Source organism: Kitasatospora sp. NPDC058162 (genome assembly GCF_042884005.1).
GTDB lineage: Bacteria > Actinomycetota > Actinomycetes > Streptomycetales > Streptomycetaceae > Kitasatospora.
On the sequence record NZ_JBHVUS010000012.1, the window covers coordinates 25,384 to 50,911 of the forward strand.

Genomic DNA, 25,528 nt, shown 5'->3' on the forward strand with positions numbered 1-25,528 from the left:
GCCCCGGACCCATCGGTCCGAACCCGCCCCGCCCCGACGCCGGAAGGCCTCAGCCCACCGCCGTCACTTCGACCACTTCGTCATCGGCGACGCGTAGCTGCTGCTGCGACGGTAGGCGACCACCTGGCTGTTGTCGTCGGGGATGAAGTACTGCGCCTGGCTCATCCCGATGTCCATGCCGCTCGGCATCGACATGGTGGCGATGTCGCTCATCGAGCCGTCGTTGGGCGACAGCGCGACCAGCTTGGCCGGCTTGTCGTAGCCCTGGCCGACGATGGCCCGGACCTTGCCGTCCTTGGTGGTGCCGGGGACCAGCCGCATGTCGTTGCTGATCGACGAGGAGCCGACGGACCACAGGCGCTTGCCGGTGCCCAGGTCGTACGCGTTGATGCCCGACTTGCTGCCGGTGATCTGGACGTACAGCGTCTTGCCGATGACCACGTTGTTGCTGATGGCGTCGGACTGGCCGGACAGGCGCAGGCTGTCCGAGCCGGCCTCCTTGGTCGACATCGGGTTCCCGGGCTTGTAGCTGTCGTCGAACGGCAGGATGTAGTCGCCGTTCGTGCCGCCGGAGATGAGGGCCACCAGCGGCTGGGCGCTGATGACCGCGTCGATGCGCTCGATCTGACCGTTGAGCGGGATCGCCTGGCTGACGGGATTGCCGGTCTCGGCGTTGACGACCTGCAGCACCGACTTCTGGAGGCCGCTGTCGTAGCAGCGGTCGCTGGCCACGATCACCGAGCCGGCCGCGGCGCCGTACACGCTGCAGTCCTTGCCGCGCCCCTTGAACTGCCAGACGGACTGTCCGTTGTCGATGTTCAGCGCGCCGAGGGAACCGACGGCGACCACCTTGTCGGTGACGCTCAGGGCCGGGCTGGACAGCTTGTCCGGGGTGGACTTGACGCTCCAGAGCAGCTTGCCCTGGGCGATGTCGACGGCACCGATGGTGGAACAGTCGTAGTCACCGGTGTTGAAGGAGACCGCGATGATGTTCTTGGCATTGCGCGAGCGGGAGGCGGTGCACAGCTCCTTGCTGCCGGACGGCACCGGGATGTTCCAGGCCTGCTTGCCGTCCGCCAGGTTGTACGCCCGGATGCCGGTGGTGTCCGCGCGCACGGCGAACGAGTCGGAGCCCGAGGTGGAACCCCAGACACCGAGCAGCTGCGAGGACGAGTCCGCGTTGGGGTCCTTGTCGGCGTTCCAGGCGACCTTCAACGTGGCGTTGGACGTGTCGGGCGTGGTGCCCCCGGTCGTCCCGCTGGTTCCGCCGATGGAGGTGCTGCTGCTGGTGCCGCCCGAATCGGCCACGGGGCCGGGGTTCGGGTTGGGCTTGGGGCTCGGCTGGAGCAGCACGACCAGCCCGATCACGATCGCGATCGCCAGCACACCGCCGATGATCCCGCCCCACAGCATCACGGGGTTGCGCTGCTTGGGCGCCTCCGGGTAGTACCCCGGCTGCTGCTGGTAGTTGTACCCGCCGCCGTAGGTCTGCCCGGCCTCAGCCCCGGCGTAGCCCCCACCGGGCACCGGGTCGTACGGCCCGACCGGAGCCCCGGCCGGCGGCGGAGCCTGCGCCGGCATCCCGGGCGCCGTCGCCGCGTACGCCCCGTAGTCGACCCCACCCACCGGAGGCTGCGCCGGGGGCGCCGGCGGCATCGGCGGCTGAGCCGGCGGCTGAACGCCCTGCCCCGGAACCGCCGAGCCGTCGAGCTGTGTCATCTGGTCCGCAACAGCGGCAGGATCCACACCACCTGCCGGCCGCCCGAACGAAACGCCCCGATTGTCCTGCGACGATGCATCGCCTGCACCCGGCGTAGGGTGATCCCCTGCCATCTGATTCCCCGTCATGTCTGGAAGCGTCCCCCTGCCGGTGCCATCCACGGCCCGGTGGGACGGGTGAGATTCGGCACCATGCTAGTGGCGCCCGCTTTTCCCCCGCCCCCAGGACCACCGAACCCGGACCCCCCACCCCCTCACCACGCAACACCTTCACCCCCCGACCACCCACCCCCCACGCCCGCACACCCAAGGCGAGAGGGAACCGCCCCCGGCCTCACCCACCCTCCCGAGAGCCCCCACCCCCACCAGCCCCCGCGCAGCGGCCCCCCGAGCCGTACGCTTCAGGAGTTGAAGGGGACACCCGGCGGAGGGTTCCCCACCCTGGGAGGGTGGATCATGTCGACGGACACACCGGGCTCACAGTCGTCCCTGCACCGGGCGAACCTGGAACGGGTGCTCCGCGCGGTGCGGATGGCCGGTTCGCTCACCCAGGCCGAGATCGCCCGAGGCACCGGCCTGTCCGCGGCCACCGTCTCCAACATCGTGCGGGAACTGAAGGAGAGCGGCACCGTCGTGGTCGCCGACACCTCCTCCGGCGGCCGCCGCGCCCGCAGCGTCTCGCTGAGCGGTGACGCCGGCATCGTGGTCGGGATCGACTTCGGCCACACCCACCTCCGGGTGGCCGTCGGCAACCTCGCGCACCGGGTGCTGGCCGAGGAGAGCGCCCCGATCGACGTGGACGTCTCGGCCGCGCAGGGCTTCGACCGGGCCGAGGCGATGGTCGACCGGCTCCTGACGCAGGCCGGTTTCCACCCGGAGAAGGTGATCGGCGTGGGCCTCGGCGTGCCCGGCCCGATCGACGTGGAGACCGGCGCCCTCGGCTCGACCGCGATCCTGCCGGGCTGGACGGGCATCGCCCCGGGCCGGGAGCTGGGGGAGCGGCTCGGCATGCCGGTGCACGTGGACAACGACGCCAACCTGGGCGCGCTGGGCGAGCTGGTCTGGGGGGCCGGCCGCGGCCTGAGCGACCTCGCGTACATCAAGATCGCCAGCGGGGTGGGCGCCGGCCTGGTGGTCAACGGCCAGATCTACCGCGGTCCGGGCGGCACCGCGGGTGAGATCGGGCACATCACCCTGGACGAGGCGGGCCCGGTCTGCCGCTGCGGCAACCGGGGCTGCCTGGAGACCTTCGTCGGCTCCCGCTACCTGCTGTCGCTGCTCACCTCCACCCTCGGCCCGGACCTCACCCTGCCCCGGCTGGTCGAGCTGGCCCACCAGGGCGACCTGGGCTGCCGCCGGGTGATCGCCGACGCCGGCCGCCAGATCGGTACGGGCGTGGCGACGCTGTGCAACCTGCTCAACCCCCGCCGGGTGATCCTGGGCGGCGACCTCGCCGAGGCCGGTGAGCTGGTGCTGGCCCCGATCCGCGACTCGGTGGCCCGCTACGCGATCCCCAGCGCCGCCCGTCAGCTCTCGGTCGTCCCCGGCACCCTGGGCGGCCGTGCCGAGGTGCTGGGCGCGCTGGCCCTGGTGATGAGCGAGATGGGCGAGTCCGGCGCCCTCGGCCGCCACTGACCGCCACCGCCCCCTCGTCCTCACCCACCCCCACCGACGAACACCCGTCCGTCAACAAGCATTGACCCGCGCCCCCCGACCGACCTCCCGGAATGGCGGTAACCGGTCGGCGGCACCGGGCGCGCCGCTCGGCGTCCGTGTAGCGGACATTAGACTCGACCGGTCGGTACCGGCCGCGACCACCGGCCTGCCGCCGGACCGGGCAGCGACGCCCGTCGGACCGTCCGTGGTCCGCGAACACTGAACGAGGAGGAACGGGTGGCCCTGCTGACCCGCATTCGGGGACCGCGCGATCTCGACCGGCTCACGCCCGGCCAGCTGGCCGCACTGGCCCAGGAGATCCGGACCTTCCTGGTGACCGAGGTCTCCAAGACGGGCGGCCACCTCGGCCCCAACCTCGGCGTGGTGGAGCTCACCATCGCGCTGCACCGGGTCTTCGACTCGCCGCGCGACCGCATCCTCTTCGACACCGGCCACCAGAGCTACGTCCACAAGCTGCTCACCGGCCGCCAGGACTTCTCCCGGCTGAAGATGAGCGGCGGCCTGTCCGGCTACCCCTCGCGCGCCGAGTCCGAGCACGACGTGATCGAGAACTCGCACGCCTCCACGGTCCTCTCGTACGCGGACGGCCTGGCCAAGGCCAACAAGATCCAGGGCAAGGCGGACCCGGTCGTCGCCGTGATCGGTGACGGCGCGCTCACCGGCGGCATGGCCTGGGAGGCGCTGAACAACATCGCCGACGCCAAGGACCTGCCGGTCGTCATCGTCGTCAACGACAACGAGCGCTCCTACTCGCCGACCATCGGCGGCCTCGCCAACCACCTCGCCACGCTGCGCACCACCCAGGGCTACGAGCGCTTCCTGTCCTGGGGCAAGGACGCCCTGCAGCGCACCCCGGTGGTCGGCCAGCAGCTGTTCGAGACGCTGCACGGCGCCAAGAAGGGCCTCAAGGACTTCATCGCCCCGCAGGGCATGTTCGAGGACCTCGGCCTCAAGTACATCGGCCCGATCGACGGCCACGACCTGACCGCCCTGGAGTCCGCGCTGACCAAGGCGCGCGGCTTCGGCGGCCCGGTGATCGTGCACTGCCTCACCGAGAAGGGCCGCGGCTACCACGCCGCCGAGAACAACGACGAGGACCGCTTCCACGCCGTCGGCGTGATCCACCCGGACACCGGCCTGCCGGTCAAGAACTCGGGCAAGGACTGGACCTCGGTCTTCGGCGAGGAGATGGTCGCGCTCGGCCACGAGCGCGAGGACATCGTGGCGATCACCGCCGCGATGCTCCACCCGGTCGGCCTGGCGCCCTTCGCCAAGGAGTTCCCGGACCGCATCTTCGACGTCGGCATCGCCGAGCAGCACGCCGTGACCAGCGCCGCCGGCCTGGCCACCAACGGGCTGCACCCCGTCTTCGCGGTCTACGCGACCTTCCTGAACCGGGCCTTCGACCAGGTCCTGATGGACGTGGCGCTGCACAAGCTGGGCGTCACCTTCGTGCTGGACCGGGCCGGTGTCACCGGGACGGACGGCGCCTCGCACAACGGCATGTGGGACATGTCGATCCTCCAGGTCATCCCGAGCCTGCGGCTGGCCGCCCCGCGCGACGCCGACCAGGTCCGCGCCCAGCTGCGCGAGGCCGTCCAGGTCGAGGACGCCCCGACGGTGGTCCGCTACTCCAAGGGTTCGGTCGGCCCGGCCGTCCCGGCGGTCGGCCGGGTCGGCGGGATGGACGTGCTGCGCGCCGCCGGGGAGCCCTCGGGCGCCCACCGCGCGGACGTGCTGATCGTTTCGGTCGGCGCGATGGCCCCGACCAGCCTGGAGGTGGCCGACCTGCTGGCCGCCCGGGGCATCACCGCCACCGTGGTGGACCCGCGCTGGGTCAAGCCGGTGGACGCGGCCCTGCCGGGCCTGGCCGCCGAGCACCGGGTGGTCGTCACGATCGAGGACAACGGCCGGGTGGGCGGCGTCGGCGCGGCCGTCGCGCAGGCGCTGCGGGACGCGGACGTGGACCTGCCGGTGCGCGACTTCGGCATCCCGCAGGAGTTCCTGGACCACGCCAGCCGGAACGAGATCCTGGCCGAGATCGGCCTGAACGCCCCGGACATCGCCGAGAAGGTGGGCGCCCTGGTCGCCAAGCTGGACGCGGCACCGGTCCAGGCCTGAGCCGCGCTCGACGCCTGAGTCGTGGTCGGCGGAACGGTCCGGCAACCCGCCGGCCGCTCCGCCGACGACCGATTGTCGTAACCCTGTAACAGTTCGTCACAGGACAAGCCGACAATCGCACTGAATGGCGGGACCGGCGCTCTCCGCGCCGATCCCGCCCGGTAGGTTGTCAACCGTGCCCACCCCCACCCGCCTCCGCCTCGCCGGACTGGTCGACCGCCTGCCCGCGCGCGCCCGTACCCACATCCAGCAGGGGTACTGGACGAGGCTGGTGCCGCTGCTCACCCTGGTCGCGGTGGCCACCCACATCCCGTCCTTCGCCCGGCCCGTCTGGAGCCCGGACGAGGGCTTCCTGGCCACCCAGGCCCGGATGCTCGCGGACGGCGGGGTGCTCTACGACACCGTGGTGGACCGCAAGCCCCCGCTGCTCCCCTGGCTCTACCAGGCCTGCTTCGCCGTCTTCGGCTCCGCCTCGCTGTGGCCGCTGCGCACCCTCGCGGTGGCGGCCCACCTGGTCACCGCGATCCTGCTGGCCTCGATCGCCCGCGGCCGCTGGGGCAACCGGGCCGGGGCCGGTGCCGGACTGCTCTACCTGCTGGTCTCCATCGGGCTCTCCCCGGAGGACACCCAGGCGGCGACCTTCGAGGTCTTCATGCTGCCCGCGATGGTGGCCGCCTTCCGGTACGCCGAGCGCCGCCGCTGGCTGGCCGCGGGCATCGCGGTCGCGCTCTGCTCGCTGACCAAGCAGACCGGCGGCGCGGTGCTGCTGCCGGTGCTCTGGATGCTGCTCCAGGACACCCGCCGGCGGGGGGTGCGCTGGCCGCCCGCCCTGTTCAAGATCGGCTTCGGCTTCGCCGTCCCGATAGCGCTGGTGGCGGTCATCCTCACCAAGCCCAAGGGCTTCCTGTTCTGGGTGGTCACCGGCAGCGGCGACTACGCCTCCTTCGGCGGCGCCTGGCTGCAGATGCTCGGCCGGGCCTTCGGCAACCTCGGCATCCTGGCCGCGGCGGGCCTCGGCTTCCTCTTCCCGGTCGGCCGCCGGCTCTGGTTCAAGTACCGCCACCGCCCGCTGCCGGTGGCCGGTGAGGAGCACGGCTCGACCACCGACCTGTGGGTCTGGCTGCTCTCCTCCGCCGTCGCGGTCAGCGTGGGCTTCCACTTCTTCGGCCACTACTACCTGCAGCTGATGCCCCCGCTGGTGCTGCTGGGCACCGGGGCGGTCGCCACCTCCGCGATCCGCTGGAAGCCCGTCCTGGTGTACACCACGGTCGCCGCCACGGTCTTCTGGGGCCTGGCGCTGGCCTGGCCGGGGGAGCAGATGAGCCGCAACACCGAGGTGGCCACCGCGGTCGCCGCCCAGACCACCCCCAAGGACACCGTGCTGGTCTGGGGCATGCACCCCGAGCTGTACTGGCTGGCCGACCGCAAGCCGGCCAGCCGCTACCTGACCGCCGGCTTCCTCACCAACTACAGCGGCGGCAAGGACGGCAGCGCCAACGTCGGCGAGCAGTTCAGCGTCAACAACGCCTGGCAGACCTTCGACAAGGAGCTCGCCAACGGCCTGCCCGAGGTCTTCGTGGACGACTCCGGCGTCGCCCCGTACCAGCCGGTGCTGGTCCCGCGGATCGAGAACCTGCTGGACACCCACTACGAGATGATCGGCGTCATCGGCGACACCGTCGTCTACCGCCTCAAGCACTGAGGCCCCGGGCCGCCCACGAAGCAGCCCCCGGAGCAGCCCCCGGAGCCCCGGAACCGCACACGAAGGAGCCCCCGGCGACCAGGTCGCCGGGGGCTCCTTGCGTAGCGCTACGCCTTACGCGGGCACCGAGGCCACGCCGGGGGCGAGGAACTTCTTGCCGTTCACCCGCTCCGAGACGCCCTCACGGTCCAGGTACGGGGTGATCCCGCCCAGGTGGAAGGGCCAGCCGGCACCGGTGATCATGCAGAGGTCGATGTCCTGGGCCTCGCCGACGACACCCTCCTCCAGCATCAGGCCGATCTCCTGGGCCACGGCCTCCAGGGAGCGGTTCAGGACCTGCTCCTCGGTGAGGACCGAGTCGCCGAAGGTCAGCAGCTCCAGCACCTCGGGGTCGAGGACCTGCTTGCCGTCCACCCAGGTGTAGAAGCCGCGCTTGCCGGCCTTGACCACCTTGCCGAGGTTCTCGGAGACGGTGAACCGCTCCGGGAAGGCGCCGGCCAGGGTCTCCGAGACGTGCAGGGCGATGGCCGGGCCGACCAGCTCCAGCAGCACGATCGGGGACATCGGCAGGCCGAGCGGCTCGACGGCCTTCTCGACGCTGGCGATCGGGGTGCCCTCGTCGATGATGTTCTGGATCTCGCCCATGAAGCGGGTCAGGATCCGGTTCACCACGAACGCCGGGGCGTCCTTGCACAGGACCGAGGTCTTCTTCAGCTTCTTCGACACGGCGAAGGCGGTGGCCAGCGACGCGTCGTCGGTCAGCTCGCCGCGGACGATCTCCAGCAGCGGCAGGATCGCGACCGGGTTGAAGAAGTGGAAGCCGACGACCCGCTCGGGGTGCTGCAGCTTCGAGGCCATCTCGGTGACCGACAGCGAGGAGGTGTTGGTCGCCAGCACGCAGGTCGGCGAGACCACCTTCTCCAGGTCCGCGAAGACCGTCTGCTTGACGCCCATCTCCTCGAACACGGCCTCGATGACGAAGTCCGCGTCGCCGAAGGCGACGGCCTTGTCCAGCGAGCCGGTGACCAGGCCCTTGAGGCGGTTGGCCTTGTCCTGGCCGATCCGGCCCTTGCCGAGCAGCTTGTCGATCTCGGCGTGGACGTAGCCGACGCCCTTGTCGATGCGCTCCTGGTCGATGTCGGTGAGGACCACCGGCACCTCCAGACGGCGGGCGAACAGCAGCGCCAGCTGCGAGGCCATCAGACCGGCGCCGACGACGCCGACCTTGGAGACCGGGCGGGCCAGCGACTTGTCCGGCGCACCGAACGGGCGCTTGGCCCGGCGCTGCACCAGGTTGAAGGCGTAGATGCCGCTGCGCAGCTCGCCGCTCATGATGAGGTCGGCCAGGGCCGCGTCCTCGGCGTCGAAGCCGGCCTGGAGGCTGGCCTTGTCGGCGAGGTCGGCGTCCTTGACGGCGGCGATGATGTCGAGCGCCTTGTACGCGGCCGGAGCGGCCCCGTGCACCTTGGCGTCGGCGACCATGCGGCCCCAGAGGACGGCGTCGTCCCAGGCCTTGCCGCGGTCGATCGCCTCGCGCTCGACGACCAGGTCGCCCTTGACGACCTGGGCGGCCCACAGCAGCGACTGCTCCAGGAAGTCGGCCGGCTCGAAGATCGCGTCGGCGATCCCCAGCTCGAACACGTCCTTGCCCTTGAGCTGCTTGTTCTGGTTCATCGAGTTCTCGATGATGACCTTGACGGCCTTACCGGCACCGATCAGGTTCGGCAGGATGGTGCAGCCGCCCCAGCCGGGGACGAGGCCGAGGAAGACCTCGGGCAGCGAGAAGGCCGGAACGCCCGCGGACACCGTGCGGTAGTCGCAGTGCAGGCCGACCTCGACGCCGCCGCCCATGGCCGCGCCGTTGTAGAAGGCGAAGGTCGGGACGGGCAGCGCGGCGATCCGCTTGAAGACCTCGTGGCCGCCCTTGCCGATGGCCAGCGCGTCGGCGTGCTGCTTGAGCAGCTCGACGCCCTTGAGGTCGGCGCCGACGGCGAAGATGAACGGCTTGCCGGTGATCGCGGCGCCGACGATCTTGCCCTCGGCGGCCTCGGCCTCGACCTGGTCCAGCGCCTCGGACAGCTTGAGCAGCGAGCCCGGGCCGAAGGTGGTCGGCTTGGTGTGGTCGAAGCCGTTGTCGAGGGTGATCATGGCCAGCTTGCCGGCCTGCAGCGGCAGGTCCAGGTGGCGCACGTGCGCGGTCGTGACGACCTCGCCCGGGAACAGCTCGGCGCCCTGCTGGAGCAGCTCAGTGGTGTTGCTCATGCTCACTTACCACCCTCGAAGTGCGGGTTCTCCCAGATGATGGTGCCGCCCATGCCGAAGCCGATGCACATCGTGGTGAGGCCGTAGCGGACGTCCGGGCGCTGCTCGAAGCGGCGGGCCAGCTGGTTCATCAGGCGCACGCCCGAGGAGGCCAGCGGGTGGCCGAAGGCGATCGCGCCGCCGAACGGGTTGACCCGCTCGTCGTCGTCCGCGATGCCGTAGTGGTCGAGGAAGGACAGCACCTGGACGGCGAAGGCCTCGTTGACCTCGAAGGCCTGGATGTCGTCGATGGTCAGGCCGGCCTTGGCCAGGGCCTTCTCGGTGGCCGGCACCGGGCCGATGCCCATGACCTCGGGCTCGACGCCCGCGAAGGCGTAGGAGACCAGGCGCATCTTGACCGGGAGGCCGAGCTCCTCGGCGACGTCCTCGGCGGCCAACAGCGAGGCGGTGGCACCGTCGTTCAGACCGGCCGAGTTGCCCGCGGTGATGTTGCCGTGCGGGCGGAACGGGGTCTTGAGGCCGGCCAGCGACTCCATCGTGGTGCCCGGGCGCATCGGCTCGTCCACGGTGGCCAGGCCCCAGCCGGTCTCGCCGACCTCGGGGTTGGTGTTGCGGATCGTGATCGGCACCAGGTCGGGCTGGATGTCGCCGTTGGCGTACGCCTTGGCGGCCTTCTCCTGGGAGCGCACGGCGTAGGCGTCGCAGCGCTCCTTGGTGATGTGCGGGAAGCGGTCGTGCAGGTTCTCCGCGGTCATGCCCATGAACAGGGCGGACTCGTCGACCAGCTTCTCGGAGACGAAGCGCGGGTTCGGGTCCACGCCCTCGCCCATCGGGTGGCGGCCCATGTGCTCGACACCGCCGGCCACGACCACGTCGTACGCGCCGAAGGCGATGCCGCCGGCGGTGGCGGTCACGGCGGTCAGGGCGCCGGCGCACATGCGGTCGATCGAGTAACCGGGGACGGACTTGGGCAGGCCGGACAGCAGGGCGGCGGTGCGCCCGATGGTCAGACCCTGGTCGCCGATCTGCGTGGTGGCCGCGATGGCGACCTCGTCGATGCGCTCGACGGGCAGGTTCGGGTTCCGGCGCACGAGCTCCCGGATGCACTTGACGACGAGGTCGTCGGCGCGCGTCTCGTGGTAGATGCCCTTCGGGCCGGCCTTGCCGAACGGGGTGCGGACGCCATCGACGAAGACGACGTCCCTCGCGGTACGAGGCACGGGGGCTCTCCTCCCAGGGACCAACATTTGAGGTGGGCAGGCTGCCGCCGGAGGAATCCGAGCGGCGCCGCGTCCCAGCCATGCTACCGGTCGGTAACCAACCTGCCCAGGCCCCTCGGAGGGTTCTGACCATGTGTCCCGCGACACGTCCGGCACCGTTCCGACCAGGAATGCTCCCCGGAAACGCCGAAGGGGACGCCGTCCGTGCGGACGGTGTCCCCTTTTCGGAGTGCAGTCGGCGGAGTCGGGCTCCGGCCGGATCAGGCCTGGGCGGTGTCGGCGGTGGCGGTGGCGGCGGTGGCGAAGGCGGTGGCCACCACCGGCGCCACCAGGTCGACCTGCCACTGCCGGGCGCCGAGCCGGCGCAGCGCGGCGGCCACACCGTCGGCGTTCGGCTCGGCCGGCGGCTCCCAGGAGACCCGGCGCACCAGGTCCGGGGTGATCAGGTTCTCGGCGGGCAGGTTGTGGCGCTCGGCCAGCTCGCTGACCGCGGCCCGGGCACCGGAGAGCCGGGCGGCCGCGACCGGGTCCTTCTCCGCCCAGGCCCGCGGCGGCGGGGGCCCGTCGTGCGGGGCTGCGGCCGGCGGCAGCTGGTTCTCCGGGACCTCCCGGCCGCGCTGCACGGCCGCCAGCCACTGGTCCAGCTGGCGCCGGTGCAGCCGCGGGCCGAAGCCCTGCACGGCCTGCAGCGCGGCGATGTTCAGCGGCATCGCGAGCGCCGCGTTGACGATCGCGGCGTCGGAGAGCACCCGGCCGGGGGAGACGTCGCGCTCCTGGGCCATCCGGTCGCGGGCCAGCCACAGCTCGCGCACCACGGCCAGCTGACGGCGCCGGCGGACCTTGTGCAGCTGGGAGGTGCGCCGCCACGGGTCGGTGCGCGGGGCCGGGCGGGGCGCGGCGGCGATCGCGGCGAACTCCTCCAGGGCCCAGTCGAGCTTGCCCTGGGCGTCCAGCTCCTGTTCGAGTGCGTCGCGCAGCTCGACCAGCACCTCGACGTCCAGAGCGGCGTAGCGCAGCCACGGCTCGGGCAGCGGACGGGTGGACCAGTCGACCGCCGAGTGCTCCTTGGCCAGGCTCAGCCCGAGCACGTTCTCGGTCATCGGCCCCAGGCCGACCCGGGGGAACCCGGCGATCCGCCCGGCCAGCTCGGTGTCGAACAGGCGCTTCGGTCTCATGCCCACCTCGGCGAGGCAGGGCAGGTCCTGGGTCGCGGCGTGCACCACCCACTCGGCGTCCGCGACGGCGTCGCCCAGCCCGCTGAGGTCGGGGCAGGCGATCGGGTCGATCAGGGCGGAGCCGGCGCCGGAGCGCCGCAGTTGGATGAGGTACGCGCGCTGCCCGTAGCGGTAGCCGGAGGCTCGCTCGGCGTCGACGGCCACCGGTCCGGTGCCCGCGGCGAAGGCGGCGACGACGGCTGCCAGCGCCTGCTCGTCCGCCACGACGGGCGGGATCCCCTCCTTCGGTTCGAGGAGCGGGACCGGGGCTGCTTCTTCTGGGATGGCTGCTACGGCGTCGGTCACCCACCAAGGGTACGACGGTCACCGGAACTGGGAGTGTTGTCGGACTGGTCAGACTGTTGATCGCCCGCCCGATCGTCTGCCCGACCGCCCGGCTGACGGTCCGGTTGACGGGTTGCCGGGCCCGGTGTCCCGGGTGCTGCCGGACGAGCGTGCGGCGGCCCAGGAGGAACGTTCCTCCTGGGCCGCCGCAGGTTCGACCGGTGGATCGGCTCGGGCCGGCTCAGTGGATGATGCCGGTGCGCAGCGCGACCGCCACCATTCCGGCGCGGTCGCCGGTGCCGAGCTTGCGGGCGATCCGGGCCAGGTGGCTCTTCACGGTGAGTGCGGACAGGCCCATCGCCACGCCGATCGCCTTGTTCGACTGGCCCTCGGCGACCAGCCGCAGCACCTCGACCTCGCGGCCGGACAGCTCGCGGTAGGCGGACTGCTGCGGGCCCGGCGCACCGGGGGCCCCGGGCGCGCCCGGAGCGCCGGCGGCGCCCGGCATGCCCGGCATCCCGGGGCGGCGCATCCGGCCGGCCAGTCCGGCGGCACCGAGCGGCAGGCCCGGGCGGCCGGGCATCGCGACGTTGGTGCGGGTGCCGGTGACCACGTAACCCTTGACGCCGCCCGCGAGCGCGCTGCGGACCGCGCCGATGTCGTCGGCGGCGGACAGGGCCAGGCCGTTGGGCCAGCCCGCGGCGCGGGTCTCGGCGAGGATGGTCAACCCGGAGCCGTCCGGCAGGTGGACGTCGGCGACGCAGATGTCGCGCGGGGTGGAGACCCGGGGGCGGGCCTCGGCGATCGAGGACACCTCGATCACATCGCGGACGCCGAGCGCCCAGAGGTGACGGGTGACGGTGTTTCGGACACGGGGATCGGCGATGACCACCATGGCGGTGGGCTTGGTCGGGCGGTAGGCGACCACGTTTGCGGGGTGCTCAAGAAGGACCGACACCAGGCCTCCTGCGGGGAGTGGCGGACGGAACCCCGAGGGGGCGGTCGGAGTGTTCCGCGTTCGGAAAGGGTCACAGTCTGCTTCGGCAGCTACCGTGCCCGGCTTTAGCGAAAGATCACGATCTAGTGAGTAACAATACGGACAAATCGCGCATATGACTGATGCGACATGCCTGGTATTCGTACAAAATCGATCAGATTCGTCACAGATCGGTCGGCTCTGACCGGTTAATTGACACAGAGCAGGGCCGAAGTCACACTCCGTCAGTCCTGGGGGTGGCATCGGGGCAGGCGGTGCCGCCCGGACCGGACGCCACCCTTCAGTGCGACCGGGGGCGTCGCCGCGCGGGCATCGGGACCACTCCACCGAGTGACGTGACCTCGGTCGGCGACTGCGGGGCCGGGCTGGCCGGGGGCAGCCCGGCACTGATGCAGAGCAGGTCCCCCCAGGCCGCCAGGTGCCGCTCGAACCGGCCGTCGGCCGGCGTCCAGGAGGCCCGGATCTCGATCTCGGTCGAGGACGGGCGGTCCGCCAGACCGCCGAAGTACTGCGAGGCGCAGCGGGTCACCGTGCCGGACGGCTCCGCGTACCCGGCGCCGTGCGCCTGCAGCGCGTCCAGCAGCCAGGCCCAGCCGACCTCGGAGAGCATCGGGTCGCCGGCCATCTCCGGCTCCAGCTCGGCCCGGGTCATCGTGACCACCCGGAACTCCCCGTTCCAGGCCTCCTGCCCGGCCGGGTCGTACAGCAGCACCAGCCGGCCGTCGGCCAGCTCCTCGTCGTCCACCTCCACGGTGGCGGTCAGCGCGAACGCGTACGGGGCCAGCCGGCGCGGGGCCGGCGCGGGGGAGAGCTGGAGCTCAGGCCGCAGCCGAGCCCCGTCGAGGGCCTCCACGGCCGCCCGGAACTCGCTCGGCGCCCCCTCCCGACCCGTTCCGCCACCTGTTCCGCCACCCTGTGCGGGGTGCCCGCCGACCGCTGCCATGACCCGAAGACTAGGTCGAAAACCCGGGTTATCGCCGCAACTTCCGTCCGAGCGGCGTGCCGGAACGGCAAACCCGGCCAGATCTTGGAGGAACCGACGAGACCGCCCGAGAAGGGCGCCCCCGCGCGCGTGCGAAGATTTGACCCGTGAGCGAGACTACGGCAGACCCGACGGCGGCCACCCTCGACGGCCGAACCACCCCCGCGCGCCGCGGCGCCGCGCACGACTCCGCGTTCCTGCGCGCCTGCCGGCACGAGCCGGTGCCGCACACGCCGGTGTGGTTCATGCGCCAGGCCGGCCGCTCGCTGCCCGAGTACCTGAAGGTCCGCGAAGGCATCCCCATGCTGGAGTCCTGCATGCGGCCCGAGCTGGTCAAGGAGATCACCCTCCAGCCGGTGCGCCGGCACAAGGTGGACGCGGCGATCTTCTTCAGCGACATCGTGGTGCCGCTCAAGGCCGTCGGCATCGACGTGGACATCAAGCCCGGCATCGGCCCGGTCATCGCCGACCCGATCCGCACCTTCGAGGACCTCCAGCGGCTGCGCCCGCTCGAGCCCGACGACGTCCCCTACGTCACCGAGGCCGTCGGCCTGCTCGTCGACGAACTCGGCGAGACCCCGCTGATCGGCTTCGCGGGCGCGCCGTACACGCTCGCCAGCTACCTGATCGAGGGCGGGCCGTCCAAGAACCACGAGAACACCAAGGCCATGATGTACGGGCAGCCCGAGCTGTGGGCCGCCCTGCTGGACCGGCTCGCCGACATCACCTCCGCCTTCCTCAAAGTGCAGATCGAGGCCGGCGCCTCCGCGATCCAGGTGTTCGACTCCTGGGTCGGCGCGCTCGCCCCGGACGACTACCGCCGCTCGGTCATGCCCGCCAGCACCAAGGTCTTCGACGCCGTCGCCTCCTACGGGGTGCCGCGGATCCACTTCGGCGTCGGCACCGGCGAACTGCTCGGGCTGATGGGTCAGGCCGGTGCGGACATCGTCGGCGTCGACTGGCGGGTGCCGCTGAACGTCGCCGCCGAGCGGGTCGGCCCCGGCAAGGGCCTCCAGGGCAACCTCGACCCCGCGGTGCTGTACGCGCCCACCAAAGTCGTCGAGACCAAGGCCCGCGAGGTGCTGCACGCCGCCCAGGCGCTCGGCGTCAGCAGCCACATCTTCAACCTCGGCCACGGCGTCATGCCGTCCATGGACCCGGACGCGCTCAGCCGCCTGGTCGCCTTCGTGCACGAGGCCAGCGCGCGCTGACGCCCCGCGGCGGCGGGCCCCCGGACGCGGGGGGCCCGCCGCCGTGCGTCACTCCCCGGGCCCGGTGGGTTCTTCGGGCTCCCCGGGCTCTCCGGGTCGGAAGGGCTGCGGGCGGGTCCGGCGCCAGTACCGGTAGAGCAGCGCCGCCGGGACCCCGAGCACCAGCAGGAACGGCGCCACCGCGGCCAGCGCCACCACCAGCGCGGAGCCGATGGCCACCAGCACGTGCCAGCCGCCGCCGAGCGCGGACCCGACCGAGTCACCGAAGCCCTTCCCCTCGGGCTTCGGCTTGGGGGTCGGCGCCACCGCCTCGCGGCGGACGTCCAGGGTGACGGTCGAGTACGACGTCCGGGCGGACAACTCCTTCTGCTGCTTCTGCAACGACTCCAGATCCGCCTCCCGGCGGCTCAACTCGCCCTCCAGCGAGGTGATGTCGCTGAGCGACTTGGCCTGCGCCATCAGTGCGCGCACCCGGTCCACGCTCGCCTGCTGGGTCTGCACCCGGCTCGCCACGTCCGCGACCTGCTGGGTCAGGTCGTCCGCCTGGCTCTTGCGCGTCAGCACCTCGCCCAGGGCGGCCAGCTGCTCCAGGGTCTGCTGGTAGGCGGTGGACGGGATCTTCAGCGTCAGCTGCCCGAACTCGTCCGGCCCGCCGCCGCTGACCACCTCGCCACCCACGTAGCCACCCGAGGCGGTGGTCAACTCCCTTGCCTTGCCGAGCACTTGCCCGACGTCCTTGGTGCGCAGCTCCAGCTGCGCGGTGTACGAGATCAGCCGGGTGTCCGCCACCGGGGCGACCCCGGCCGCCGCCGGCCCACCGGACGGCTGAGCGCCCCCCGCGGCCGGCGCCGCCGCGGCGGGCGGATTCGCCGCCTTCGCCGGCCCTGCGGCCGAATCCCGCTGCTCCGTGCCGCCGCCCGCGCTGCAGCCCCCCACCAGCAGCACCGCCACGGCCACCGCCGCCCCCAATGCCCCGGCTCTCGCCCGTCTCCGCATTCCCGGCCCCTCCCCAAGTCCTTTGGCAGTCCTGGCCATTGGACGTAAGAGCCTGCCCCACGGACCCACCCGGCAGATCGCGAGTCCATCACAGCTCGGCGCCGGGACGGACACGACCTACCGGGCACCGACCCCGGGCGGGCGCTACGGAGCGTGGTGGATCCACTACGGTGGGCCCGTGGATGAACTCCCGAGGGGCGACACATGTGTACGTCCCGGATCGGGTCTTCCGGGGCACGCTCGAACGGCCGGTGCCGTTCCCGATCTTCATCGACCTGAACGCGTTGGCGGATTGAGGCATCCGTGTAAAGACCTGCGAGACTGCGAGGCATGTCGGATGCACAGGTCGTCGTCGTCGGTGGTGGGATCGCGGGGCTGGCTGCGGCTGCCTTCCTGAGCGGGGCGGCCGGGGGGGCGGCGCGGGCCCGGGTGACGCTGCTGGAGGCGTCGGGGCGGGTCGGCGGGAAGCTGTGGGGCGGCGAGGTCGGCGGGGTCCGGGTGGACCTGGGGGCCGAGTCGGTGCTGGCGCGGCGGCCGGAGGCGGTGGAGCTGGCGCGGGCGGTCGGGCTGGGGGCGGAGCTGGAGCCGCCGACCACCGCGAAGGCGGCGATCTGGACCAGGGGCGCGCTGCGGCCGCTGCCCGGCGGGCAGGTGATGGGCGTCCCGGGTGACCTGGAGGCGCTGGCCGCCTCCGGGGTGCTGACCGCCGAGGGGCTGGAGCGGGCCCGGCACGAGCAGGACACCGAGGTCGGGGCGGACGTGGCGATCGGCCGGTACGTCGCCGACCGGCTGGGCCAGGAGGTGGTGGACCGGCTGGTGGAGCCGCTGCTGGGCGGCGTCTACGCCGGTCGCGCCGAGGAGATCTCGCTGCGCGCCGCCGTGCCGCAGCTGCTGCCGATCGCCCAGGGCGGCGGCTCGCTGGTCGAGGGGGTGCACGCGCTGGCCTCCCGGCCGCAGGTGGTCGGCACCCCGGTGTTCCAGGGGCTGCGCGGCGGCCTCGGCACCCTGCCGGAGGCGGTGGCCGCGGCGTGCGTCAAGGCGGGCGTGGACCTGCGCACCGACACCCCGGTGGAGGAGCTGCGCCGCACCCCCGAGGGCTGGCGGGTGGTGGCCGGCGGCGAGGTGCTGACCGCGGACGCCGTGGTGCTGGCCGTGCCGGCGCCGGCCGCGGCCCGGCTGCTGCGCGCGGACGCCCCGGCGGCGGCCGCCGAGTTGGACGCCGTCGAGTACGCGGGCATGGCGCTGGTGACCCTGGCGTTCCGCCGCGCTGACCTGCCCGAACCGCCCAGCGGCAGCGGGTTCCTGGTGCCGCCGGTGGACGGCCGCCGGATCAAGGCCTCGACTTTCTCCTCCAACAAGTGGGGCTGGCTGGAGCGTTCCGCCCCGGACGCCTTCCTGCTGCGCACCTCGCTGGGCCGGCACCGCGACGACGAGGCGCTGGGGCTGCCGGACGAGGAGCTGGTGGCCCGCTCGCTGGCGGACCTGGGGGAGGCGATCGGCCTGACCGCCCGGCCGTACGACACCTTCGTGTCGCGCTTCACGGCGGGCCTGCCGCAGTACCCGGTGGGGCACCCGGACCGGGTGGTCCGGGTGCGGGCGGCGGTGGCGGCGGTGGGCGGGCTGGCGCTGTGCGGCGCCGCGTACGACGGGGTGGGGATCCCGGCCTGCATCGGTTCCGCGGCCGCGGCCGTGGCGGCCGTCGGCGGGCACATCGACAGACTGTTGACCCCGGCGACCGGGGACGGTTCCACGGAGAGGACAATGGGCGCATGACTGAGAGCGTTGAGCGGGAGCCCGAGCAGCGGCCCGAGAAGAAGAAGGCGCGCGACCTGAACCAGGTCATCCGCTACACCATGTGGTCGGTGTTCAAGCTCAAGGGCGCCCTGCCCGAGGACCGCACCGCCCTCGCCGCCGAGGTGGACGAGCTGTTCGCGCAGCTGGACGCCAAGGACGTGACGATCCGCGGCACGTACGACGTGTCCGGGCTGCGCGCGGACGCCGACCTGATGATCTGGTGGCACGCCGAGGACTCGGACGACCTCCAGGAGGCGTACAACCGCTTCCGCCGCACCGGCCTGGGCCGCCAGCTGGAGCCGGTCTGGTCGAACATGGCCCTGCACCGCCCGGCCGAGTTCAACAAGTCGCACATCCCGGCCTTCCTCGCCGACGAGCGCCCGCGCGACTACGTCTGCGTGTACCCGTTCGTCCGCTCCTACGAGTGGTACCTGCTGCCGGACGCCGAGCGGCGCGCGATGCTCGCCGAGCACGGCCAGATGGCGCGCGGCTACCCGGACGTGCGGGCCAACACGGTGGCCTCGTTCGCGCTCGGCGACTACGAGTGGCTGCTCGCCTTCGAGGCGGACGAGCTGCACCGGATCGTCGACCTGATGCGCGACCTGCGCCCCTCCCGGGCCCGGCTGCACGTCCGCGAGGAGGTGCCGTTCTTCACCGGCCGCCGCAAGCCGGTGAGCGAGCTGCTGAACGGCCTGGCCTGACCCTCGCCGTACCGGAGGCCGGCTCCCCCCGCTGGGGTGGGGCCGGCCTCCGGCCTTTGCCTCAGGTGCGGTGGGGGCGCAGGGCGGCGCGCAGGCGGGCGTCGGGGAGGACGGCGGGGCCGTTCATGGCGACGGCGGTGAGCAGTTGGCGCTCCTCGTCGTCGGCGAGGCCGCGCTGGCGGGCCGGGCGGACCTCGCGCAGCACCTCCTGGCCGATCGGGGAGGCCCAGCGGGTGTACGGGTAGACGTCGACCCGGGCCATCAGCAGGGTGCCCGCGGTGAGGATCAGCGGCAGCGAGAACCAGGCGAGCGGGGCGAGGGTGTCACCGCCGGTGAAGCCGCTGAGGGACAGCGCGGCGGCGAGCAGGACGACCGTCAGCAGCATCGCGTGCCGGACCTGGCGGACCACCACCACGGTGTTGCGCTGGACCAGCGCCGGGGTGGCCAGGCCGGCCAGCGAGAGCCGGGCGCCGATCTCCAGCACGGTGGGGTGCTCGCCCATCGCCCGGCGCAGCTCGTCCGTACGGCACTGGCCCTCGGGGCCGACGGTGGCGATGATCGCCCGTTCCAGCCGGCTGCGGCCCTTGGGGTCGACGACGGTGGTCCAGCCGGTGTGGGCGAGGTGCAGGCGGCCGCGCCCGGCCATCAGGACGAGGGCCAGCTCCACCACCCGGTCCGGGCCGCCGGCCAGGTAGGCCGTCTCGTAGAGCCCGATGCCGACGGCCTCCGGCGGGCGCAGCCCGTCCAGGTCGGCGAGGGCGTCGGCGGTGGCGGTCATCCGCACCAGCCGGAGGCAGGACAGCACCGCCGCGACACAGGCCGGTATCAGGAACAGCAACCACATGGGCTTGTTCTATGCCTGGGGCCATGGCGTGGGGAACGGCTTCCCGGACCGCGATACCGAACTGTGACGTCAGGAGCCGCAGCTGCTCCCGCAGCTCGAACCGCAGCTGGAGGAGGAACTGCAGCTGGACGAAGAGCCGCAACTGGAGGAGGAACCGCAGCTGGAGTGCGAGGAGCCGCACGATGAGTGGTGCGAGGACCCGCAGGAGGAGTGGTGGGTCGAGCCGGAGTCCGAGGAGCCGCAGGAGACGGTGGCGGCGGCACCGCAGGAGGAGCTGCTCGACGAGGAGGACGAGGACGAGGAGGAGCTGCCCGACGAGGAGAAGAAGGACGAGGACGACGCCTGGGTCTGCCGCACCGCCTCCTCCTCGGCCGCCGCGGCCAGCATCGCGGCCTCCAGCTCCTGGTTGTCCAGCGCGGCCGCGGCCAGTCCGCCGAGGGCGACCGCGCCCAGCATCGCGCCGCCCGTCAGCCGGGGCGAGACGCCGGCGGCGGGCGTCCACGGGGTGGTGCCCTGCATCAGGTTGAGCTGGCGGTGCCCGGCCGGGGTGACCCGGCCGTCGGCGGGGAGGGTGACCAGCAGGGTGACGGCGCCGACCAACAGCAGCAGGCCCGGGTACCAGAGGTTGGGCCGGTCGTAGCGGGCCCGGTCGTCGTCGAGCAGCAGGGCGAGCCCGGCGGAGAGCACGACCACGAGCATCGCCGGCCAGAGCAGCCGGCGCGCCGTCCGGGCCTGGTGCAGCCGCGCGGGGCGGCGCATCAGCCCGCGGTCGGCGAGCCGGTCGCCGATCTCCTGGACGGCGGCGGAGCGCATCACCATGCGGCGCAGCGTGCCGAGTTCCCGGCTGCCGGTCGAGCCGACGGCGTCGTGGATCGCCTGGTCGACGGCGTCGTAGGGCTTGGCGCCGGTGAGGGTGACCAGTCCGGCGCGGTTGATCACGACCTGCTCGCCGAGGTGCATCCGGATCAGCGCCGTGTCGAAGACCCGGCCCGGGCCGCCGGCCAGGAAGGCGGTGTCCAGCAGCGACAGGCCGCGGCCGGGCAGGCCCTGCGGGTTCGGGACGTGGCGGACCCGCTGCCGGGTCCGTGCGGCGTACAGCACGGCCGCGGCCAGCAGCAGGGCAGGGATCAGGAAGTAGCTGTTGTGCCACATGGGCGGTTCCCCCGAATGAGACGTCGGATCAGTGGCCGCGCAGGGCCCGGCGCAGGCGGGCGAGCGGGCCCGGCGGCCGCTCGGGCGCCTGGTGGAGCCACTGCTCCAGGGCGCGGCGGTGGTCGGCGGCGGGCGGGCCGCCGTCGGTGAGCACCCACGCGGCGAAGGCCCGGGCGTCGGCGCGGTAGCCGTCGGTCTGCGGGTGGGTTCGCGCGTAGGCGAGGAAGAGCGGCCCGTACTGCGCCCCGAGCAGGCGGGGCAGGTCGGGGACGACCTTCGCGGTGGTGTCGCGCCGTTTGGCGGCGAGGCCGGTGGACTGGGCGCGGACCTGGTCCGGGTCGAAGCCGGGCGGGACGGGCCCGCCGGCCACCAGGGCGGCCAGCAGCTCCGCCTGGCGCCGGGCGAGGCGCCCTCTTGCGTCCTCGCCTTCAGCAGGCCCGTTCGGCTCGACGCGGTCCAGGTCGCTCATCGCCGGGTGCTCCCCTCCAGCACCCGACGGATGGCGTCCAGTTCACCGGCCAGTTCGGAGGGCGGCGGGAAGTCGGCGTCCCGTTCCAGCAGGACGCCGGGCGGTTCGACCCGCGCGCAGAGTTCGGCCAGCACCTCCAGCACCGGTTCGGTGACGGGGTGGGCGTGGGTGTCGTGCCACACGCCGTCGACCAGGGTGCCGCCGGCGACGTGCACGTAGGCGAGCGCCTCCAGCGGCAGGCGGTCGAGTTCGGCCGCCGGGTCGGTGCCGAGGTTGACCCGGTTGGTGTGCAGGTTGGCGACGTCGATCAGCAGCCGGACGCCGGTCCGCGCGACGAGTTCGGCGAGGAACTCGCCCTCGGTGAACTCGTCGTCGGGCCAGGCGAGTTGGGCGGCGATGTTCTCCAGGGCGAGTGGCACCGGGAGCTGGTCCTGGGCGATCCGGACGTTCTCGGCGATCACCCGCAGCGAGTCCCGGGTGCGCGGGACCGGCAGTAGGTGGCCGGCCTCCAGGCCGCCGGCCCGGACGAAGGCCAGGTGCTCGGTGACCAGCGGGGAGCCGAGCGCGAGGGCCGCTCCGGCGAGCCGGCCGAGCCGGTCGGGGTCGGGCCGGTCGGCGCCGCCGAGACCGAGGCCGACGCCGTGCGGGACGACGGTGACGCCGCGTTCGCGCAGGACGGTGAGCGAGGTGGGCAGGTGGTCGGCGCAGATGTTCTCGGCGACCACCTCGACCCAGTCCAGGCCGGGCTGGCGCTCGACCACGGTGTCGATCTCGCTGCGCCAGCCGAGGCCGACGCCGAGCCGGGGCGCGGCGGTGTCCACCGGTGCGGTGGTGTCCGCCGTGGAGGTGGCGGAGCCGGGCAGGGCCAGGGCAGGGGAAGTCATCGGTTCGCCCCCTTCGGAGGGCTGGACGGGGAGGCCGTCGGGCGGTGCGGGCGTCGTCGCCAGGACCGCGCGGCCGTGCTGCTGAGGATGTCCCCGGGCGGGGTGGCTGCCAAGCCTCACCCGGTCTTCTCAGAGCATTATTTGAGCTTGCCGTCCTGGTGATCAAGGACTCTAGCCCCTTGTCCGGGCCGATTCCGCAGGTGGGGTGGCCTGTCGACGGGAAAATCGGAGGCGGCGACGGGCCGGCGCGGATAGCGTGCGAATCCATGACCGAGACTGGACTGACGATCCGAGACTTCCGCCCCGCCGACGCCGAGGCGGTGGCCGCCGCCCACCGGGCCGGGCGCGAGCACCTGGTGTGGACGGCCGAGGCCCTGCTCTGGGCGAACACCCGGCAGAACCCCGACGAGCACTTCCGTACCTTCGTCGCCGAGTCGGACGGCCGGGTGGTCGGCGCGGTGCGCTGCGGGGTGGTGCTCGGGACGACGACCACCGGCGTCGGCTACGCCAACGGCAGTGTGCTGCCCGGGTTCCGGCGCCGCGGCGCCGCCACCGCGCTGCTGGCCGCGGCCGAACGGCACCTGGCCGGCCACGGGGTGACCGAGCTGCACACCTGGCTGGACGACGAGCCCGCCGCCCTGGCCTTCGGCGCCGCCCGGGGGTACCAGGTGGGGCGTGAAGCGCACTTCGGCGGGCGGGACTTGACGCTGCCGCTGCCGTCGGCGCCCGAGCTTCCGGCCGGTGTCGAGCTGCGCCCGGCCACCGACTGGGCGGACGATCCGCGCCCGCTCTTCGTGGTGGAGGCGGACGCGATCCGGGACGAGCCCGGCGAGGTGACGATGGACGCCCTGGACTACGAGGAGTGGCTGCGGGGCGACTGGGCCCGGCCGGACCTGGACCGGGCGCTGACGGTGGTCGCCGTGGTGGACGGCGAGCCGGCCGCGTTCACCCTGGCGCAGACCGACGGGGTGGACCGCTACTGGTCCGCGTTCACCGCCTGCCGCCGGGAGTTCCGCGGCCGCGGGCTGACCAAGCTGGCCAAGCTGGAGTCGCTGCGGCTCGCGGCGGCGGCGGGCTACCTGCGTGCGTACACCAGCAACGACGCCACCAACGCGCCGATGCTGGCGATCAACGCCTGGCTGGGCTACGAGCGCTGTGCGGGGGAGCGCAGGGGGATCAAGCGCCTGGGGTGACCTCCGGTGCGGCGATCCGGGCGGGCCGATTTGCCGTGGAGGGGGGTATTTTCGGCCATGGGCGGGGACATGACCAGGGCGCACAGTTCGTGCCCGACTTCCCCCGGGGGATCATATGGAGATCCTGCTCCAGGTGCTGATCGCATCGGTGCCGGCCGTGATCGGCTTCCTCACGGCCCGTTCCCTCGCCCGTACCAGACTGTTCCTCCGCTACGGCTTCCTGCGGGCGCTGCTGGCGCCGTACGGCCGGGTGCAGATCGTCATCCCGAGCCTGGAGGTGGCGGAGTTCGCCTTCACCTCGGACGGCTGCCAGCTGAGCAGCCGCGGGCCGAAGAACGTGCTGTTCGTGCCGATGGCCGAGGCCAGGGCGATAGCGGAGCTGACCGACCTGCTGCGGAAGGTCAACCGGAAGGCGACCATCGAGCTGGTGGTGGCGGGGGCGCAGGACCCGCGGATGCCGACCTTCTCGATCGGGGGCCCGAGCGTCAACTCCTACTCCGGCGCGGTGTTGGACGCGGTGTTCCCGGACTTCGCCGTCGAGTACCCGGACGAGGCCCGCGCCCGCTGGGGCGGCATGACCTTCGAGGCGCTGTACAGCCCGGCGGGGGAGCTGATCCGCGACCACGGCTTCATCTTCGTCACCCGCACGCCCCGGCAGGCGCCCTGCGTGGTGCTCTGCGGGGTGTTCGCCTTCGGTTCGGCGATGGCGGTGGAGGCGTTGACCTCGGCGAACCGTAGCTCGGCGCTGGCGGCGCTGTTCCGCTCGGGGGAGAAAGGATTCGTCGCGGTGGAGGGGCGGGTGATCGGGCTGGACACGGTGGACGTCACGGTCGAGGTCTGCCGGCTCCTGCCCACCCAGCGGTCCGACGTCCCGTCGGGTTTCCGGGGCGAGGTGTCCACCAGTCGTCCCGAGCAGTGAGACGATTGGTCTCGACCACGTGGTGCGAATCGGGACAGTGCGGGAGGGATCGGGGCACTAACTCCAGCTGGCAGTACAGGTTTTGCCCCATCCCTGACACAACATGGGCATAATCGCGCGCATGACGATCAACCGTGCGAACGTGAGCGCGATTGCCGAGGACCTGTATGTGTGGCTCCCCCCGAAGCGGGGCTGGGGCCTGGCCAACTGCGGCCTGCTGGCCTCCGAGACCACCGCGCTCTGGATCGACACCCCGTACGACCCCTCACTGGCCGGGGAGTTCCTGGCCGCCAGCCGGCGCCTGCTGCCGACCGGGGTCGACATCGACCGGGTGGTCGTCACCCACGCCAACGGCGACCACCTGTGGGGCGCCGGAGTGCTCCCCGACGCCGAGGTGATCGCCACCCGCGAGGCGCTGGAGCACATCCACTGGGAGCCCACCCCCCAGCAGCAGCACGCCCTGCTCGCCAACAGCGACCCGGACTCCCCGCTCGGCGGCTACCTGCGCGAGCACTTCGGCCGCTTCGACTGGTCCACCACCGAGCCGGTGCACCCGGACACCGTCTTCACCGGCGAGCTGGAGCTCAAGGTCGGCCGCTACCCGGTGCAGATCACCAGCCTGCCCGCCGCCCACACCGGCGGCGACCTGATGGTCCACCTCCCGCACCAGCGCGCGGTGTTCACCGGCGACGTGATCTTCTCCTCGACCTCCGAGCAGCCCGGCGACCACCCCTCGCACTGGGCCGGCCCGCTGGAGAACATCATCGGCGCCTGCGAACGGGCCCTGGCCACCGGCGCGGAGATCTTCGTCCCCGGCCACGGCCCGGTGCTCGACCGCGACGGCGTCCAGGAGCACATCGGCTACCTGGCGTACGTCCGCGAGCGCGCCCACACCCTGCACGCCGCCGGGATACCCGCGCTGGACGCCGCCCGGCGGGTGATCGCCGAGCAGCGCCACCCCGAACTCGGCCTGCCCGAGCGGCTGGTGCTCACCGTCGCGGCCGAGTACCGGCACCTGGACGGCTCCGAGCTGCCCGGCATCCTGGACGCCATGGGCCAGGTCGCCCTGGTTGCCCGGGAGCTGGCCGAGGAGGCGGCCCGCGTCCCGCGCCCGCGCTCCGTCCGGAACTGAGCACCGCGCCCGCCCCAACCGACGCCCCCGGGCGCCGGCGGGCACCCGCGCCGG

At 72.7% G+C, this 25,528-nt stretch carries 18 protein-coding genes and 1 pseudogene; 9 read left to right on the forward strand and 10 right to left on the reverse strand.

Going from position 1 to position 25,528, the window contains the following annotated elements; genetic code table 11:
• Positions 1-63: 63 nt before the first annotated feature.
• A complete protein-coding gene (locus ACFVXG_RS22515) occupies positions 64-1,626 on the reverse strand; it encodes a PQQ-binding-like beta-propeller repeat protein (RefSeq protein WP_387930047.1) in 1,563 nt (520 codons plus the stop codon).
• A gap of 549 nt (positions 1,627-2,175) precedes the next feature.
• Between ACFVXG_RS22515 and ACFVXG_RS22520 the strand changes: the two genes are divergently transcribed.
• The 3 genes from ACFVXG_RS22520 (at position 2,176) to ACFVXG_RS22530 (ending at position 7,219) form a co-directional block, all read left to right on the forward strand.
• The gene (locus ACFVXG_RS22520) at positions 2,176-3,354 is read left to right on the forward strand and encodes an ROK family transcriptional regulator (protein WP_350509307.1); all 1,179 of its coding nucleotides are present in this window, start codon (positions 2,176-2,178) and stop codon (positions 3,352-3,354) included.
• A gap of 258 nt (positions 3,355-3,612) precedes the next feature.
• Positions 3,613-5,517, forward strand: a complete 1,905-nt coding sequence (gene dxs, locus ACFVXG_RS22525) for a 1-deoxy-D-xylulose-5-phosphate synthase (RefSeq protein ID WP_387930049.1) — start codon at positions 3,613-3,615, stop codon at positions 5,515-5,517.
• 175 nt (positions 5,518-5,692) lie between these two features.
• Entirely contained in the window at positions 5,693-7,219 is a 1,527-nt protein-coding gene (locus tag ACFVXG_RS22530; RefSeq protein ID WP_387930051.1) for an ArnT family glycosyltransferase, read from the forward strand.
• A gap of 114 nt (positions 7,220-7,333) precedes the next feature.
• Here the strand turns inward: ACFVXG_RS22530 and ACFVXG_RS22535 are convergent, their stop codons facing one another.
• The 5 genes from ACFVXG_RS22535 to ACFVXG_RS22555 form a co-directional block, all read right to left on the reverse strand.
• Positions 7,334-9,481, reverse strand: a complete 2,148-nt coding sequence (locus tag ACFVXG_RS22535; protein WP_387930053.1) for a 3-hydroxyacyl-CoA dehydrogenase NAD-binding domain-containing protein — start codon at positions 9,479-9,481, stop codon at positions 7,334-7,336.
• 2 nt (positions 9,482-9,483) lie between these two features.
• On the reverse strand, positions 9,484-10,701 hold the full coding sequence (locus ACFVXG_RS22540) for a thiolase family protein (protein WP_387930055.1): 1,218 nt from the start codon (positions 10,699-10,701) through the stop codon (positions 9,484-9,486).
• Between the two features lie 260 nt (positions 10,702-10,961).
• The gene (locus ACFVXG_RS22545; protein ID WP_387930057.1) at positions 10,962-12,221 is read right to left on the reverse strand and encodes a ribonuclease D; all 1,260 of its coding nucleotides are present in this window, start codon (positions 12,219-12,221) and stop codon (positions 10,962-10,964) included.
• 220 nt (positions 12,222-12,441) lie between these two features.
• Positions 12,442-13,158: a LuxR C-terminal-related transcriptional regulator gene (locus ACFVXG_RS22550; RefSeq protein ID WP_387930059.1), complete on the reverse strand. Its 717-nt coding sequence runs from the start codon at positions 13,156-13,158 to the stop codon at positions 12,442-12,444.
• A 319-nt stretch (positions 13,159-13,477) separates the two neighbouring features.
• A complete protein-coding gene (locus ACFVXG_RS22555) occupies positions 13,478-14,140 on the reverse strand; it encodes a DUF3000 domain-containing protein (protein WP_350509313.1) in 663 nt (220 codons plus the stop codon).
• Between the two features lie 236 nt (positions 14,141-14,376).
• Between ACFVXG_RS22555 and hemE the strand changes: the two genes are divergently transcribed.
• Positions 14,377-15,390 (forward strand): uroporphyrinogen decarboxylase, encoded by a 1,014-nt coding sequence (hemE, locus tag ACFVXG_RS22560; protein ID WP_387930343.1) that lies wholly within the window; start codon positions 14,377-14,379, stop codon positions 15,388-15,390.
• A 48-nt stretch (positions 15,391-15,438) separates the two neighbouring features.
• Here the strand turns inward: hemE and ACFVXG_RS22565 are convergent, their stop codons facing one another.
• Positions 15,439-16,179 (reverse strand): DUF4349 domain-containing protein, encoded by a 741-nt coding sequence (locus tag ACFVXG_RS22565; RefSeq protein WP_387930062.1) that lies wholly within the window; start codon positions 16,177-16,179, stop codon positions 15,439-15,441.
• Positions 16,180-16,716: 537 nt separating this feature from the next.
• Here ACFVXG_RS22565 and hemG point away from each other — a divergent pair.
• Together hemG and hemQ are read left to right on the forward strand one after the other, a co-directional pair.
• The gene (gene hemG / locus ACFVXG_RS22570) at positions 16,717-18,159 is read left to right on the forward strand and encodes a protoporphyrinogen oxidase (RefSeq protein WP_387930064.1); all 1,443 of its coding nucleotides are present in this window, start codon (positions 16,717-16,719) and stop codon (positions 18,157-18,159) included.
• On the forward strand, positions 18,156-18,881 hold the full coding sequence (hemQ, locus tag ACFVXG_RS22575) for a hydrogen peroxide-dependent heme synthase (RefSeq protein ID WP_387930066.1): 726 nt from the start codon (positions 18,156-18,158) through the stop codon (positions 18,879-18,881). The genes hemG and hemQ overlap by 4 nt, the downstream gene beginning before the upstream one ends.
• Before the next feature lie 61 nt (positions 18,882-18,942).
• On the opposite strand, the gene ACFVXG_RS22580 is transcribed toward hemQ, so the two are convergent.
• From ACFVXG_RS22580 to ACFVXG_RS22590, 3 genes and pseudogenes are all read right to left on the reverse strand, one after another.
• The gene (locus tag ACFVXG_RS22580) at positions 18,943-19,725 is read right to left on the reverse strand and encodes a TIGR04222 domain-containing membrane protein (RefSeq protein ID WP_387930068.1); all 783 of its coding nucleotides are present in this window, start codon (positions 19,723-19,725) and stop codon (positions 18,943-18,945) included.
• A gap of 69 nt (positions 19,726-19,794) precedes the next feature.
• Complete coding sequence (locus tag ACFVXG_RS22585) at positions 19,795-20,877, reverse strand: TIGR04222 domain-containing membrane protein (protein ID WP_387930070.1); 1,083 nt, start codon at positions 20,875-20,877, stop codon at positions 19,795-19,797.
• Positions 20,878-20,905: 28 nt separating this feature from the next.
• Positions 20,906-22,230 (reverse strand): annotated as a pseudogene (locus ACFVXG_RS22590) (DUF692 domain-containing protein).
• A gap of 266 nt (positions 22,231-22,496) precedes the next feature.
• On the opposite strand from ACFVXG_RS22590, the gene ACFVXG_RS22595 reads away from it, so the two are divergent.
• The 3 genes from ACFVXG_RS22595 (at position 22,497) to ACFVXG_RS22605 (ending at position 25,474) form a co-directional block, all read left to right on the forward strand.
• On the forward strand, positions 22,497-23,423 hold the full coding sequence (locus ACFVXG_RS22595; RefSeq protein WP_387930072.1) for a GNAT family N-acetyltransferase: 927 nt from the start codon (positions 22,497-22,499) through the stop codon (positions 23,421-23,423).
• Between the two features lie 115 nt (positions 23,424-23,538).
• Positions 23,539-24,342 (forward strand): hypothetical protein, encoded by an 804-nt coding sequence (locus ACFVXG_RS22600; protein ID WP_387930074.1) that lies wholly within the window; start codon positions 23,539-23,541, stop codon positions 24,340-24,342.
• A 121-nt stretch (positions 24,343-24,463) separates the two neighbouring features.
• Positions 24,464-25,474, forward strand: a complete 1,011-nt coding sequence (locus tag ACFVXG_RS22605) for an MBL fold metallo-hydrolase (protein ID WP_387930075.1) — start codon at positions 24,464-24,466, stop codon at positions 25,472-25,474.
• Positions 25,475-25,528 lie beyond the last annotated feature (54 nt).